The sequence below is a fragment of the Paracoccus tegillarcae genome, from assembly GCF_002847305.1.
GTDB classification, from domain to species: domain Bacteria; phylum Pseudomonadota; class Alphaproteobacteria; order Rhodobacterales; family Rhodobacteraceae; genus Paracoccus; species Paracoccus tegillarcae.
In genome coordinates this window covers 2,804,783-2,820,336 of record NZ_CP025408.1, presented here as the reverse complement: position 1 = coordinate 2,820,336, position 15,554 = coordinate 2,804,783, and the positions used below count along the sequence as shown (strand labels likewise).

The 15,554-nt window shown below is 60.4% G+C and carries 12 protein-coding genes; 7 read left to right on the top strand and 5 right to left on the bottom strand.

All coding sequences use genetic code 11. The annotated features are described in order from the left end of the window. Nucleotides 1-28 precede the first annotated feature (28 nt). Nucleotides 29-1,159, bottom strand: a complete 1,131-nt coding sequence (tgt, locus tag CUV01_RS13720; protein ID WP_101460965.1) for a tRNA guanosine(34) transglycosylase Tgt — start codon at nt 1,157-1,159, stop codon at nt 29-31. A gap of 129 nt (nt 1,160-1,288) precedes the next feature. Between tgt and CUV01_RS13715 the strand changes: the two genes are divergently transcribed. The 4 genes from CUV01_RS13715 to CUV01_RS13700 all read left to right on the top strand — a co-directional run bounded on the left by CUV01_RS13715 (nt 1,289) and on the right by CUV01_RS13700 (nt 4,564). Continuing rightward, on the top strand, nt 1,289-1,648 hold the full coding sequence (locus CUV01_RS13715; RefSeq protein WP_101460964.1) for an SUF system Fe-S cluster assembly protein: 360 nt from the start codon (nt 1,289-1,291) through the stop codon (nt 1,646-1,648). A 227-nt stretch (nt 1,649-1,875) separates the two neighbouring features. Continuing rightward, nucleotides 1,876-2,250, top strand: coding sequence for a HesB/IscA family protein (locus tag CUV01_RS13710; RefSeq protein ID WP_101460963.1), 375 nt, complete (start codon nt 1,876-1,878; stop codon nt 2,248-2,250). A 66-nt stretch (nt 2,251-2,316) separates the two neighbouring features. Beyond that, complete coding sequence (gene tpiA / locus CUV01_RS13705) at nt 2,317-3,057, top strand: triose-phosphate isomerase (protein WP_101460962.1); 741 nt, start codon at nt 2,317-2,319, stop codon at nt 3,055-3,057. Nucleotides 3,058-3,196: 139 nt separating this feature from the next. Then, nucleotides 3,197-4,564, top strand: a complete 1,368-nt coding sequence (locus CUV01_RS13700) for an oligosaccharide flippase family protein (protein ID WP_101460961.1) — start codon at nt 3,197-3,199, stop codon at nt 4,562-4,564. Between the two features lie 42 nt (nt 4,565-4,606). On the opposite strand, the gene CUV01_RS13695 is transcribed toward CUV01_RS13700, so the two are convergent. Continuing rightward, nucleotides 4,607-6,094 carry a GumC family protein gene (locus CUV01_RS13695; RefSeq protein WP_157994867.1) on the bottom strand — a complete coding sequence of 496 codons (1,488 nt, stop codon included), beginning with the start codon at nt 6,092-6,094 and terminating at the stop codon, nt 4,607-4,609. Nucleotides 6,095-6,098: 4 nt separating this feature from the next. Then, nucleotides 6,099-6,710, bottom strand: a complete 612-nt coding sequence (locus CUV01_RS13690) for a P-loop NTPase family protein (protein WP_101460959.1) — start codon at nt 6,708-6,710, stop codon at nt 6,099-6,101. Nucleotides 6,711-6,931: 221 nt separating this feature from the next. On the opposite strand from CUV01_RS13690, the gene CUV01_RS13685 reads away from it, so the two are divergent. The 3 genes from CUV01_RS13685 to CUV01_RS13675 all read left to right on the top strand — a co-directional run bounded on the left by CUV01_RS13685 (nt 6,932) and on the right by CUV01_RS13675 (nt 9,747). Next, nucleotides 6,932-7,900 (top strand): glycosyltransferase family 2 protein, encoded by a 969-nt coding sequence (locus tag CUV01_RS13685; RefSeq protein ID WP_101460958.1) that lies wholly within the window; start codon nt 6,932-6,934, stop codon nt 7,898-7,900. Between the two features lie 10 nt (nt 7,901-7,910). After that, nucleotides 7,911-8,738 (top strand): glycosyltransferase, encoded by an 828-nt coding sequence (locus tag CUV01_RS13680; protein WP_101460957.1) that lies wholly within the window; start codon nt 7,911-7,913, stop codon nt 8,736-8,738. A 325-nt stretch (nt 8,739-9,063) separates the two neighbouring features. Continuing rightward, on the top strand, nt 9,064-9,747 hold the full coding sequence (locus CUV01_RS13675) for a sugar transferase (RefSeq protein WP_101460956.1): 684 nt from the start codon (nt 9,064-9,066) through the stop codon (nt 9,745-9,747). 540 nt (nt 9,748-10,287) lie between these two features. On the opposite strand, the gene CUV01_RS13665 is transcribed toward CUV01_RS13675, so the two are convergent. Both CUV01_RS13665 and CUV01_RS13660 read right to left on the bottom strand, forming a co-directional pair. Beyond that, nucleotides 10,288-10,893, bottom strand: a complete 606-nt coding sequence (locus tag CUV01_RS13665) for a 4'-phosphopantetheinyl transferase family protein (protein WP_232962246.1) — start codon at nt 10,891-10,893, stop codon at nt 10,288-10,290. Nucleotides 10,894-10,928: 35 nt separating this feature from the next. Beyond that, complete coding sequence (locus tag CUV01_RS13660; protein WP_101460953.1) at nt 10,929-15,527, bottom strand: MupA/Atu3671 family FMN-dependent luciferase-like monooxygenase; 4,599 nt, start codon at nt 15,525-15,527, stop codon at nt 10,929-10,931. Nucleotides 15,528-15,554 lie beyond the last annotated feature (27 nt).

Genomic DNA, 15,554 nt, shown 5'->3' with positions numbered 1-15,554 from the left:
ACACAGAAAAGGAAAGTGTCACCATCGCCTAGACCGGCTCGATATCGCCTTGGGCCCGTTCTGCGTGGAATTCTGCAACGAAACTGTCCAACCTGCCCATGGCGATGGCTTGCCGCATGCCCTCCATCAACTCCTGATAATAGTGCAGGTTGTGCCAGGTCAGCAGCATGCCGCTGATCATCTCGCCCGAGCGAAACACATGGTGCAGATAAGCACGGCTGTAGCCGCGACACGCCGGGCAGGTGCAGGCCTCGTCCACGGGACGCGGATCATCGGCATGGCGCGCGTTCTTGATGTTGACCTGGCCGCGCCGCGTCCATGCCTGCCCCGTCCGACCCGAACGCGAGGGCAGCACGCAATCCATCATGTCGATGCCGCGTTGTACTGCACCGACGATATCGTCAGGCTTTCCCACACCCATCAGATAGCGCGGCTTGTCCTGCGGCAGAAAACCCGGCGCATAGTCCAGCACGCCGAACATCGCCTCTTGCCCTTCGCCCACTGCCAGACCGCCGACGGCATAGCCCTCGAACCCTATCGCGGTCAGCGCCTTGGCGCTTTCCTCGCGCAATTCGGGGGTAACGCCGCCCTGCATGATGCCGAACAGCGCATGTCCGGGCCGGTCGCCAAAAGCGTCGCGACTGCGCTGCGCCCAACGCATCGACAGCTGCATGGATTTCGCGACATCCTCTTCACTGGCCGGCAGCGCGGGGCATTCATCAAAGGCCATCACGATATCACTGCCCAGCAGGCGCTGGATTTCCATGCTGGTTTCTGGCGACAGAAAGTGCTTGCTGCCGTCGATATGGCTGGAAAACGTGACCCCGTCCTCGGTCAGCTTGCGCAAAGAGGCCAGCGACATCACCTGAAACCCGCCGCTATCGGTCAGGATCGGGCGGTCCCAGTTCATGAATTTGTGCAACCCGCCAAGCCGGTCGATCCGCTCGGCGCCCGGGCGCAGCATCAGGTGGTAGGTATTGCCCAGCAGAATATCCGCCCCGGTCTCGCGCACCGATCCCGGCAACATAGCCTTGACTGTCGCGGCAGTGCCAACAGGCATGAAGGCAGGCGTGCGCACGTCGCCACGGGGCGTTTGAATCACGCCTGTGCGCGCTTGGCCATCGGTGGCGTTCAGGGTAAAGGAAAAGCGGCCGGTCATTGCGAAATCCGAAATCTGGGACCGGCAGTCCTTAGCGGCTTTGTTCCGGTCGCGCAACGCGCCGACCGCCCTCTGGACCAGAGCCGAGGTATCACCTATATAAACTCTCGGAAATACCGAGGATATGCCATGACGACCGAGCCGATGATGGAAGGCGCGCCGCTGATCAAGCCGTCCACGACCGAACACGACCTGTATGAACAGGTCGTCGAGGCGTGCAAGACCGTCTATGATCCCGAAATTCCGGTCAATATCTATGATCTCGGCCTGATCTACACGATCGAGATCGACGCCGAGAATGCGGTCAACGTCATCATGACACTGACGGCACCCGGCTGCCCTGTGGCCGGCGAAATGCCGGGCTGGGTCGCCGATGCCATCGAACCGCTGCCCGGCGTGAAGCAGGTCGATGTGGCCATGACCTTTGAGCCGCAATGGGGCATGGATATGATGTCTGATGAGGCACGGCTTGAACTGGGGTTCATGTAGGCCGCGCTGCTTGCGCGAGACTGAAGGATCAGCGCATGGCTGACCGTCAGCTGCGCCAAGGGTCCGGCATTGCCTGCGAAAACGGCGCTTTTGATGCATCCGGGCTGCCCGAACATCGCGACCGGCGGGGGCAAGTTCGGTAACTTGTTCGAACGAGGTGAAACGCCACCCTTGAGACCGGGCCGCACAGCGCCTATTTTTATAGACAGACGTCGAAAGGTCACCTCATGTTCGCCATTCCGGGCAAAAACCCTGTCACCATCACCCCCGCCGCCGAGCGGCAGATTTCGCGGCTTATGGCTGGAAAACAGTCTGTCGGGCTGCGGATCGGCCTGAAAAAGGGCGGCTGCGCCGGGATGGAATACACGATGGAACTGGCAGCAGAAGCGGAAAAGGCAGATGAGGTCGTTGAACAGGGCGATGCCCGCGTGCTGATCGCGCCGATGGCCCAGATGTTTCTGTTCGGAACCGAGATCGACTACGAAAGCGGGCTGCTGGAATCCGGCTTCAAGTTCCGCAATCCCAACGTCACCGACACCTGCGGATGCGGCGAATCCATCCGGTTTGAGCCAATCGAGGGCACGCGCGCTCAGGAAAGCTGAGCCGATGCTTGATCCTGCGAGGCTGAAGTCCTAATCCCATAGCAACAGATTATGGGAGAGATGCACATGGCCCCGCGCAAACTTGCCGCTGGAAACTGGAAGATGAACGGCGATCTGGCCGCGCTGGAACAGATTGATATCCTCGCGCGCGATCATGCCGCTGCCAATTGCGATGTGCTGATCTGCCCGCCAGCACTGCTGGTTCACCCGATGGCAGAGCGGGCGACCGGCATCGCCGTTGGCGGTCAGGATTGTCACCACGCCGCCTCGGGCGCGCATACCGGCGATATCTCGGCCGAGCAATTGCGCGACGCGGGGGCCAGCCATGTCATCATCGGCCATTCCGAACGGCGCACCGATCATGGTGAAACCGATGAAATGGTGGCCGCAAAGGCGGTGGCGGCGCATCAGGCCGGGCTGACGACGATCATCTGTGTGGGCGAAACCGAGGCGCAGCGCGACGCAGGGGAAACGCTGGATGTGATCGCATCGCAACTGGCAGGCTCGGTTCCTGATTGTGCAAGCGCAAAAAATACGGTCGTCGCCTACGAGCCGATCTGGGCCATCGGCACCGGACGCACGCCGACAACCGACCAGATTGCCGAAGTCCATGCGCTGATGCGTCGGCTGATGGCAGAGCGGTTTGGGGACGGTGCTGATCTGTCCCTGCTTTATGGTGGCAGCGTCAAACCGGGCAACGCAGCCGAGATCTTTGCGATTGCCGATGTCGATGGGGCCCTTGTCGGCGGTGCCAGCCTCAAGGCCAGCGATTTCGGCCCGATCGTCAGTGCGCTGGATGCAGCCTAGCACCACGACGGGCGGTTTAGCCTTGTGCTTACGTACAAGTGTATCTTTACCAGACATCTTGGCTGTTGACCTTGGCCACTGCTCCGGCTTAGCCAAAGCTCTCTGCTACGCCTGCGGGTAGATCGGGATAAGTCCGACAATGATCAAACGACTGACCGAAAGGCTGCGCCATGACGAAGGCCTGTCTTGGCGTGCCATGCGCAGTGGCTTGTGGACCATCGCAGGTTTTGGCGGCGGGCAGATCATCCGTCTACTGGTCAATCTCCTGCTTGCAAGAATGCTGTTTCCCAGTGCCTTCGGCACCATGTCGCTGCTCATGCTTGTCATACAGGCGCTGAACAACTTTTCCGACGTCGGCACCCGCCCCTCGATCCTTCGCAGCGATCGCGGCGATGACCCGGACTTCCTGAATACCGCCTGGACGATCGAGATCATTCGCGGCATCGGCCTGTGGCTTGCTTGCTGCGCGGTGGCAGTGCCCTTTGCACGCTTTTATGGCGCACCCGAACTGGCAGCCTATCTGATGGTCGCCGGCTTCGGCACCGTCATTCAGGGGATGACACCAATGCGGAGCCTGACCGCAGAACGGCATATGACCTTTAGGCAGGTTACCAAAGCCGACATGCTTTCGCAGGTCGTCACCAGCGCGATATTGCTGTTGCTGGTGTGGGCTACCGGCTCGGTCTGGGCGCTGGTGGTCATGTTACCCATCGGGCACATCATTCGAAACATGATCATCCTTTGGCTTATTCCCGGGCATCGCGACAGGCTCCATTGGGACCGCGCGGCGGTGCACGAACTCACCAGCTTTGGCAAATGGATTTTCCCCGGCACCCTCATGTCGTCGCTGCTCGGTCTGGGCGACAAGGCCATGCTTGGCCGCTATCTCTCGCTGGCGCAACTGGGCCTTTATAACATCGGCTTTCTGCTCGCCGCATTTCCGATGATGCTGGGCGGCGCCATCATGTCACGCATCATGATCCCGCTGTGTCGGGAATCGCCGCCAAGCGAGGGACCCGAGCAATTCGGACGCATTCAACGCATTCGGTTTGCCCTGACCGGTGGCATGATGGCGACGACGCTGATGGTCGCCCTGCTGGGCCCCTGGATTGTCGGTCTGCTCTATGACGCGCGTTATCTGCAGGCGGGCACCATCCTGTCGCTTATCGCCTGCGCAATGCTGCCGCAGATCATTTCCATGGGCTATGACAATATGGTGCTGGCCGCCGGCGACTCACGGGGTCATTTTGTTCAGGTCAGCATTCGTGCCGTGCTGTTTGTCAGCATGTTCTGGCTGGGACTGCATTTTGGCGGGCTGTATGGCGCGCTGGTCGGTCAGTTTGTTGCAAGCGTCCTTCACTATCCCTTCCTGGCTCTCCTGGTTCGCCGGCATAAGGCGTGGGACCCGCTGCACGATGCCACCTTCGCCGTGCTAGGCTTGCTCGGCGCGGCTTTGGTCTTGCTGTTTCGGTCAGACTCTATTCGCAGCATGACGCTGGGCGCATAGCTGCCGTACATGAGTTCGGAACTGTAAGGTTCTGCCCTGCCGCTAGGCTTTGATCGATGGCGGCAGCATATTGCGAAGCCACGCGGGCATCAGGTCGATCATCCATAAAGCCAGGATCAGGCCAATGACGCTAATGACCACCACATAGGTCAAGGCCACAGTCCGCCTGAAACGGTCGCTCTCTGACGCCCGATAGGGCAGCGCGATGACCGGACGAAGGCCCGTAATCGCCTCGAATTGCGTGGTATTGCGCAGCACAGGATTGAGCAGATCGAGCAGCAACGCCATCCCGGCGGCGATCGCGAAGCTGCCAAATGCCCCGAGAATGGCACTGCGCTTGCGATTTGAGGCGACCGGAAATTCCGGCGCGACAGCCGGTTCCAGAATGACCATGTTTTCGGTCTGATCATTCTGGCTGAGCAACCTGAGCGATTCAATCTCGGCCAGTCGGCGCGACAGATCGGCGAACTGGTCCTGCGTGTTCTGGCGGTCGCGCTGCATCTGCTGATAAGCCTGCAGCACCTCGCCCGAGCGATTTCTGGCCACGTCGATTTCCAGCCTGCGGGCGCGGATCTGTTCGATATCGTCCTCCAGCTTGCGAACCTGGGAGTCGATCAGACTGAGCTGAGGCCCAATTCCTGTGGAAACCGTATCGGTCTCACCCCTTGTGATAGCACTTACCGTCCGCTCGAGGCGCTGGATTTCGGGATGCCCCGCTGGCAGCGTCCGCCGGGCCTGAGCCAGTGCCAGTTCAGCACCGCGCAACTGCTGCACAATCGACGCATTGTCGGCGGTCGCATCGGTCCGTTCCAGCAAAAGGCGTTCACGCTGCAGATCCATCAGCGCCTGTTCGGTAGCAGCTTGCCTATCGGTGAGGCTGACCTGCTCGGTCTGTAGAAAGGTGCGGGACTCGGGCATAGAGTCCTCGTTCAAGCTGGAATAGGTCGCCAGATTGCGGTCTTGAATATCCAGATCGCGTTCGACACGCGTCAACTCGGCTGAGAGGAACTGGTCTGCCTCGGCAATGCGCGCCTCGCGATCACGGCGATCACTGTTAACCACATCATTGGCAAGGTCATTTGCGATATCGGCCGCTGTCTGCGCCGTTCCGGCCCGCGCCGACACGATGATGGATGACAGGTTGGTGACACTGTCCATGCCACCACCCGAGGCCGCAACGCTTTGGATCCGCGTGTTCTCGCGCATGATTTCCAGCTTGGTTGAATCCGGTATTCCCTCCATCTCGGCAAACAGATTGTAATTATCTATCAGACGCACAAGGTTGCCCCGCGACATCAGGCGCTGCTCGATCTGTTGCATGCGCAGCGAGGCTGGTGGTGCAGACCGCGTCAGCGGATCAGAAAGTACAGGTGCGTTGACCTGGATGATCGCCCGCGCCTCGTAAGACGAGGGCGACGTGATCGCCACATACAACGCCCAGAGCAGGCCTATGATCAGAACCGTCATGATCAGCGGCAAACGCCGCCGTATCAGCGACCAGACATCGGCTAAGGATTGAATCGGACCCACTATTTTATCCCAACAGCTCTGCCTTGTTCAGCACCACACCCAAAAGCGGGGGCATGTCTGCCATCAGGCGCTGACAATCGGCAACATCTCGGCCGGTGCCGGCACGGCCATCGGCCACCAGCAAAATCGCGTCCATCATCGGCAGGGCGGCCAGCCCCTCATCCGTGCGCAGTACAGGTGACAGGTCGAAGATGGCAATATCGCAATCCGAGCTTTCGACCAACTGTCCGATCCGCTCACGCGCGCGCTCGTCCTGAAGGATCTCGGCGCCCCGGTCGGTCGGGCGATCGGGCAACAGACAATTCAGGTTTCCCTCGCTCTCGATCCGCATCATCAGATCGGAGGCCTGACCGCCATCGCCGCGCAGATAGGGTACGAAATCTGGATGACCGGAAAGACCAAGCTGCACCCCCATCGTCGGATGCCCCAGTGCCAAATCGACCAGCAGCACGTCCAGATGCGAAAGCCGCGCCGTTGCCAGCGCAAGATTGGCGGCGACATAGGTCGCGCCGGCACCGTCACTGATCGGGCAAACCCCCAACCGTCGCGCGCCCTGCCTGCCCATCTCTTGCAGCAACCGTGTTCGCAGCACAGAAAAGCGCCCACCGATATCCATCTGGGGCCGCTCTCTGGCGGGTCTACCGATCACACCGCGCAAACGCGACGCAAGGGTAGGAGAATCCTCGAAGTACTGATCTTCGTCTTGATGCGCAGTCAAATTTTATGCACTCCTAACCGCACAAACGAAAACGATACTGCCTCGGTATACGCTATGATAACGTCTGGCGCATGAACCTCACAACACCAAATACTGAAAATACCTCCAAAGTTCCCGAAATGAACAAGCATGTTCATTCGGTCGCAGCGGTTGTCATCGGCAGAAACGAAGGTGAGCGCCTGACAAGGTGCCTGACCTCGCTGAGGGGGCGTGCAGATCCGATCATCTATGTCGATTCGGGCTCAACGGATGGCAGCGCAGAGAACGCCACGAAACTGGGCGCCAAGGTGGTGATGCTGGACACCACCATACCCTTTACTGCCGCGCGCGCCAGGAATGCCGGGTTGCGCCATCTGACTGATAGCGGGCTGGATCAGGGCCTGGTCCAATTCGTCGATGGGGATTGCGAGGTAGAACCGGGCTGGATCGATATCGCCCGTGATGCGCTGGCGTCTGACCCGCAGTTGGCCATTGTTGCAGGTCGCCGACGCGAGCGGTTTCCTGAGGCCTCGGTCTATAACCGGCTTTGCGACGCGGAATGGGATACGCCGATAGGACCCGCTGAGGCGGTCGGTGGCGACATGATGGCCAGACTGGACGCGCTTGCGGCGATCGGCGGCTTTCGCGACGATATGATTGCCGGTGAAGAGCCAGAGATGTGCCTGCGGCTGGCGCGTGCTGGCTGGCGTATCGCACGACTGGATGCACCGATGACGCTGCATGATGCCGATATTCACCGATTTGGCCAATGGTGGCGTCGCGCTCGCCGCGCCGGTCATGCCTTTGCCGAAGGAAACTGGCTACACGGTTCAAAAACCGAAGCGTTCTGGCAACACGAGGTGCGCCGCGCCATCCTGTGGGGTGCAGTCATCCCGCTTATTTTTCTCGTTGCGGCAATATTTCAAGGGGCATGGGCGCTGCTGATACTGCTGGTTTATCCGTTTCAGATTGCCCGTCTCGCCGGACGGCTTGGCTGGTCGCGCAGCCTGTTTCTCACCTTGGCCAAATTTCCCGAGGCACAGGGCATAATCGAATTTTATCTGCGTCAGCTAATCGGGCGAAAACGTCGCCTAATCGAATATAAATAACGGTCTTTATATGACGGGCATTAGCATTATTATCGCCGCAAACAATGAGTCTGATTATATTATAGGCTGCCTGAAAGCACTATTGGCACAAGACTATCAAGGCCCGGCGCAGGTGATTGTCTCGGCCAATGGCTGCACGGATGATACCGTGGCTCGCGCCGCCACTTTGACAGAGAGTTTCGCGGCTCGTGGCTGGGCGCTGGATATTGTTGACTGGCCAGAAGGCGGCAAGGCAGCTGCAATAAATCGCGCCGACGACGCAGCGGTTTATCCGACGCGTATGTACATGGATGCCGATATCATCGTGGATGCCAATATGATTGGCGCCCTGGTCGCGGCACTTGCCGTCGACATGCCCCGCCTTGCCGGTGGCAAATTGATCGTTGCTCCTGCCAGCAGCTGGATTTCGAGGGCCTACGGACGTTTTTGGTCCCGGTTGCCGTTCATGACGAACAATGTCACCGCTGCGGGATTGCTTGCCGTGAACCCCGCTGGTCGCGCGCGTTGGGGTCGTTTCCCGCAGATCATCGCCGATGATTCCTATGCCCGGCTGCAATTTCACGAGGATGAGCGCCTGCGGGTCGCATCATCCTATCTCTGGCCCCTGACCGAGGGCTTTTCACGCCTAGTTCGTGTACGCCGACGCCAGGACCGCGGTGGACAGCAAATCGCCGAACTCTATCCCGAGTTGCTGGAAAGGCAGGGCCACGTTCGTCCCTCAGTCCGCGAAGTGGTCGGATTGGCGTTCCGCGATCCCTTGGGCTTTGCCGTCTACGCGACGGTCTCTCTTGCTGTGCGGACGAAGCGCGGTGGAACCGAATGGTCACGCGGTCGTTGATCAGGTCATACGCTTGCCTCGGCAGGCATCGACCGCAAATCCAAACGAGAATCGGCAATCCTTGGCAGATACGACTTTCACAACTCTTGGTTGCTTAGCCCTATTTTAATTAAAGCCAAACGAGAAAGTTTTATTTGAACCGATCAGTCTGACGCTGCGTGACAATTGGCCGAACTGAAATCAGCTAAGGTCAACCTGATGTTTTAGTCAGGTTTTGGGCGCGCCACACGGCAAACTGCGTCGAAAAGGATAAAATTTGTTTTTTCTTTTAACGGTCGGTGTATAGTCGTTAAGTGTTGTAACCCCCCCTGAGTGTTTTTATCGAATGAAGTACTATCCTGACATCCTGGTAGCATCGGGCTCTTCCGAAGCGGTACCAGCAGCGGCGTGCGGCCCGGTTTCCGGACCCTACAGTCGCTTCTTTAAACGGCCCCTCGACATCATGTTGGTGTTGTTGGCCCTTCCGCTCCTCCTTCCAATCGTCATCGGCGTGTTGGTCTTGATTGTGTATGATGGCGGCTCGCCTTTTTATACGCAAACGCGCCTCGGCAAGAGTGGCCGGCATTTCCGCATGTGGAAGTTCCGCAGTATGGTCGCCAATGCTGATCAGCAACTGGAGGCCTACCTGGCCTCGGATCCGGCGGCTCGGCAGGAATGGGACAGTACCCAGAAGCTGAAGCAGGATCCCCGGATCACCCGTATCGGTCGCTTTATACGCAAGTCGTCGCTCGATGAGCTGCCGCAGCTTTGGAATGTGCTGCGCGGTGACATGAGCATCATCGGCCCTCGACCGATGATGGTGGAACAGGCCGTCCATTACCCGGGCGCTGATTATTACCACATGCGTCCTGGCGTGACCGGATTGTGGCAAATCACCGATCGCAATGACAGCACCTTTGCCGAGCGCGCGACATTCGATGCCGAATATGCCCGTACGCTGTCACTGCGCAATGACACGATGATCCTGAGAAAAACCTTTGGCGTAGTCCTGCGCTGCACCGGCTATTAAGATCACCGAATAATCTCGGCGTTCACAGAAATACATTGCGGCCTAGTTAACTGAAAAGTTCACCGGGCCGCAATAATTTCGTTTTTGTCTTCGTTGCGTTCGATGCACCGAACCTGCAGCCAAGCTGCAAGGATCGTGAAAAAGGCGCCGCCAAACGAATAGATCAAGAAGGCAGCCAGAAGCCCCGCTCCGAAAAAATGGACGGCTGCGAAAGCTGCAGCGGCACCGCATGCCGCACCTATGCCCAATAAAGGTATCAGTCTTCTACCCCTCTCATAACATCTAGACTGCCGCAGCTTGCGCGTGCACTCCACAGAAAAGAATCGCCTAAGAAGCAGTTTCCTCAAAATCGCTTAACGAATGGTTAACGCTTGGCAAAAAGCCGCCTTAAATTGCAAAAAAGGATAGCTTGACCACCAAAACGCCCCCAGTACGAAGCAGTTCACTTGTGGTATACAACCTTTTGTGCGCGCGAACTACCCCACATGAGCGATATTTTTCAAGATCGCTAACGCTTTGGTTGCAAGATAATCGAATCGGTCAGGAGGGGTGCCGATTCTTGCAGGTATTTCCGGCGCTTACAGACAGGTAAAAACCACTGATTCGCGCCCATTTTCCACGCATCAGGCCAAGGTCAGGGATGCAGGCGGCAAAGCGCGCCGCATCCATCGCCAGGCTCACCTCACAGAAGTCCAACATCCGGCCCGTCACTGGGAACTGGCGCTTGAACAGCGTCTCCTTGGCGCAAAACACAGCCAGCGGATCGGGATGGCTGTCGCGAAACCGAAAGGGTTGAACGCTATCTTCCAATCCTTCGGGGCGCATCGCATGAACCGGCTCGATATCGACACCCAGGCCGATGCCCGGCTGACAGCTCGCCAGCGCGATGGCCAGACCGCCGGCATGGGCCAAACTCACGACCAAACCGGTCGGCAAATCCGGCTGTCGATCAGCGCGCGACAGAATCGGCAGATCGGCAGGCAGATCGTAGCCCGCCCTTGCAATGGCCAACCTCAAAGCAAGACGACCCGAGGCAAATTCATCCCGGCGCGCCGTGACAGCATTGCGCATGGACTTGGCCTCGGCGGGAAGCAAATTGCCCTGCCCCAGCGGCACCACGGCGCAACTGATACCGGGACCCAGCATCGACCGCGCCGCATCTGCTAGCTGGTCGGCGGTGTTCACTCGCGCTGGCGCAATTGCGCGCGCATCGCCCGCCGTCGCGCCATTGGATCATCCGCGCCCGCTTGCGGCGCAGTGCTTTCTGCCCGGGGCTGTGGGGCAGCCGGTGCTGCCGGTTTCTGCGGCTGAGCAGAGCCGGTCAAACCGGCGACATGCCGTTGATAATCACCGAACACGGGAAAGCGGAACACATCTGTCACGCCCAGCCCGGAAACAGCCAACCGATCCCGCAACACGCGGTGCAACTGGATCGCCAGCAACGAATGCCCGCCAATGGCAAAGAAATTGTCTTTTGCCGCAATTGTCGAAAGACCAAGCGTTTCCGCCCAGACCTCGTGGACCAGCTGGCTCGGATCTTCGCCGGTCTGCGCCTGAGGTGCCGACGCCTGCTGCGGGGCAGCCGCTTTGGCGGCTGTCTGCGCAGCTGGCGCGGCCGGATCGGGCAGTGCCTTGCGATCGATCTTGCGATTGGGTGTCTGCGGCATCGCATCCAGCCGGGTGATCCGCGCCGGCAGCATGTGCTGCGGCAGCACATCTTGCAGACCGGCACGCAGATGCGCCTCATCCAGCGCGGGCTCACCCGTCACATATCCCAGCAAACGACCCTGCCCTGAGGCATCGGACCGCAAGATCACCACGGCCTCGCGGACGCCCGGTTGCTCGGCCAGACGTGCCTCGATCTCACCCAACTCGATGCGAAAGCCGCGCAGTTTGATCTGGCCATCCGCACGGCCAAGAAAATCCATCTGCCCGTCGCTGCGCCAGCGCACCAGATCGCCGGTGCGATACATGCGCGCGCCCCAGGGTGCGGCACGGTCCGCTTGCACGAAGGGATCAGGACGGAAGGCGGCATCGGTCAGATCAGCGCGGTTCCAATAACCGCGCGTCACGCCATGCCCGCCGATCCACAATTCGCCCTCTTCGCCGTCGCCAAGCGGTTCACCGGCATCGTCCAAGACGTAAAGCTGGGTATTCGCGATGGGCGGGCCAAGCGGTGTCGTGTCCTGATCGGGCGCCAATCGCGCAACCGAGGACCAGATTGTCGTCTCGGTCGGTCCATACATATTGAGGATCTGGGCTTTGGTCACAGCGCGCAGATCGCGCACCAGGGATGGCGGCAATGCCTCACCGCCGATCATCATGCAACGCAGGCCGGCCATCTCATCGGCCACAGCCGGATCGGTGACCAGAACACGCGCCATGCTGGGCGTACATTGCAGATGCGTGACCGTGTGGCGTCTGATCTGAGCGGCAATCGAATAATCGCCCGGCGCAACGTCATCATCCGCACCAGCAAACGCAGCCGCTACCTGTCCCAAGAGTGGGAAGGATGCCTTGACCACATCCGGCGCGATTCCATAGTCGATCAGGCAGGCAATCTCGCCTACGCCGATCTTTTGCAGATATTCGACGCGGGCCACGGCTTCATCCACGGTGCCGAACAGACCGGAATCCTCGAAATAGCGTATGAAGGCGAATTCCAGGATGCCGTCCATTTCCTCTTCGGACAGGCTGCCAAGGTCTATCGCCATCGGATTTGTCATGCCTTCGGGCCGTTTGAAGGCCGGAAAGTCCCAGGCATATTGCTTGACCAGCGCAGCGGCGGCGCGCAGGTAATCCTTCATCGGGCCGCGTGCGACCTCTCGCGCGGTGTCACGATCCTGGGCCAGATAGCTGTGCAGCATCAGCGTGACCTTGAAGTCAGCTGGATCATGACCGGCTTCGCGCAATGCGGCGTGGTAATCCTTGATCCGTTCCTCGACCACGTCGACCGACTGGCCCAGCAGGTGCGTCAGCACATTCGCGCCAAGTCGTCCGGCATCGCGCCACGTTTCGGGGTTGCCGGCCACCGTCACCCAGATCGGCAATTCCGGTGAGACCGGCCGGGGCTGCGTGCGCACCGCGTGCATGGTGCCGTCGGCCTTGGCGAACTCAACCTCTTCGCCGCGCCACAACCGGCGCAGCACATCAACCGCGTCGATCATCGCCTGTTTGTTCTTGGGCGGCGTGTTTTCAGGGCGCAGAACGAAATCATCCGGCTGCCAGCCGGAGGCAACCGCAATCGCCGCGCGACCGCCGGTGATATTATCGATCACGGCCCATTCTTCGGCGATGCGCGCGGGATGATGCAATGGCACGACGCAACTGCCGGCGCGGATACCAAGGCGCTTGGTCACCGCAGCCGCCGCTGCACCGGTCACCGAAGGGTTGGGATAGGGGCCGCCAAAGGCGTGGAAATGCCGCTCTGGCGTCCATAATGCGGCGAAACCCGCATCATCGGCAAAGCGCGCGCCGTCCAGCAGCAATTCGTATTTCTTGGGGCCAACGCCATCGTCATTGCCCCAGTAGAACAGGCTGAAATCCATGGCGGCCCGGCTTTTGGGCGCTGGATTGCCCGAGACCGCCAACCGCGAATCCTCGCCCGCGATCACCAGTTTCAACCCGCGCGCCAGCGACCAGAAGATCTCCAGCACCGAAATATCAAAGGACAGGCTGGTCACGGCCAGCCAGGTGTCACCGGGCTGATGCGGGATCACCGCATCCATGCCGGCAAAGAAATTCGCGACGTTGCGATGTTCGACCATCACCCCTTTGGGTTTGCCGGTCGAACCAGAAGTATAGATCAGATAGGCCAGATGTTCCGGCCCGACCGCCACCTCTGGCGCACCGGGGTCTTGCGCGGGCGGGGTCGCCGAAATCTGGATCAACTGCGCGCCGTGGCCGGCCGGCAGCCCGGCAAGGCCCGACTGCACCAGAACGATTCCGGCGCCGCTATCTGCAAGGTAATGCGTCAGCCGGTCCTGAGGATAGTCCGGGTCCAGCGGCAGATAGGCACCGCCGGCCTTCAAGATGGCCAATGCGCCGATGATCAGTTCTGGCCCGCGCCTGGCAAACAGGCCGACCGGCTGGTCAGGGCTGACACCCTGGGCCAACAATTGATGCGCCAATGCGTTGCTGGCCGCCTCAAGTTCCGCGCGCGACAGACTGCGATCCTCAAAAACCAGCGCCGTCGCAGCACCATCCTGACCGGCCGTTCGGGCGATCAGCGTGTGAATACAGGCCTCGTCAAAAGCGGCGGCGGTGTCATTGCGCCGAGTCAGCAATTCATCCCGGCTTGCCGGGTCCAGCGCGCCGATGGCCGTCACATCGGTATCGCCGGCGGCCACGAGGGCGCGCGACAGACGATCCGCCAATCGCTGTGCCTCGTCACTGTCGAGCAGCGCTGTGTCATGGTGCAGAACTGCGCCTTCCGGCGTCAGGCTGAGCGTCATCGCCGTGTCGGGTATCGCGCCGCGCCCGGCCAGATCCAGACCGATTTCGGGCGCGGTGGCACCGTGCAATTCGGGCGCGCGCTGCAGAAGATCAGCGGCAAACGGGCCGCGCGCGCTGAGATCGTCAATGCTCTTCGACAAGGCGGCGGAAAATTCAGACAGTTTGCCGGCGGGCGTAACGGTCAACGGCACCCAATCGGCAAGGATCGCTTTGGTTTCAGGGTGATCAGCGGGACGCAAGGCAACCGAGATCGCGCCACCCGATCCCCGCCGTGAAAACAGCGCCAGCGCAGCGGCGGCGGCATCCGGTCCCAATTGGCCACCCAAGGGCAGGCTGGCCCATGTGCCGCGATCAGCATCGGCGCGGCCAAGCTCGGTGCGGCCAAGTTGTTTGCGCCAGAACCCATCGGACTTGGCGGCAAGGACCGACATCGCCTGCAACTCTGCGCGTTCGGCATCATCCAGAACCGGCAATCTATCCGGCAACTCGCCCTGCCCCGGTTTCAGCATCAGGCGCAGCGCACCCTGCCCGACCGCGACCGTCACGCTGTCGCCATCCCGCGACAGAACGGTGCCGGGCACGCCCGAGCCCTCGGCCATCTGCGCCGCAGCGATCAAGGCCACACGATCCGCATCAATCGCCAGCTTCGGCACCGATAGCGGGTTCCAGTAATCACCGTGATCCAGCGCCCGGACCAATGTCAGCAATTCACCCGCCGGTTGCCGCAGATCCAGCATAGCCGCAGCCTCGGGGCGCTGATCGCGGGCGTAATAGCTGCGCGCGCCGTCGCCTTGAGGCGCAGGCTGCAAGCTGTCCTTCTCGATGTCCGACACGATCTCGGCAAAGCTTTCGGCGCCATGGGCAAAGCACTTCGCGTTCAGCGTCAGTGCGGTTTCTTCGGCATCAATGTCAAACTCGCGGCTGGCCAGGATATCGCCCGTATCAATCCCCTCGGCGATCAGATGCCAGGTGATCGCGTGGCGGGTGTTGCCCTCGGCTATCGCCCAGACCGGGACATTGACCCCCGCCATCGCCGGTAACGGGCCATCATGAAAATTGATTGCGCCCCGGCGGCCTCGGGCCAGCATGCCGGGTTTCAGGATCGACAGGTTGGCAACGCTGAACAGCCAATCGGCAACCGGGCCATCGGCGGGCACCCCCGCGTCCTGATCCTCGACCCGCAGGCCCGCCCCTTCGGCCCAGGATCGCAGCTCGGGATTGCGGGTGATGATCGCTGCGACGCTATGACCGCGTTCCAACAGGACCTCGGTCGCGTGACGCAGCAGGGCCTCGTTTCCGACAAGGATTGCGCTGAATTTACTCATGTCTCGCCCTTCTAATCCCACTTACCC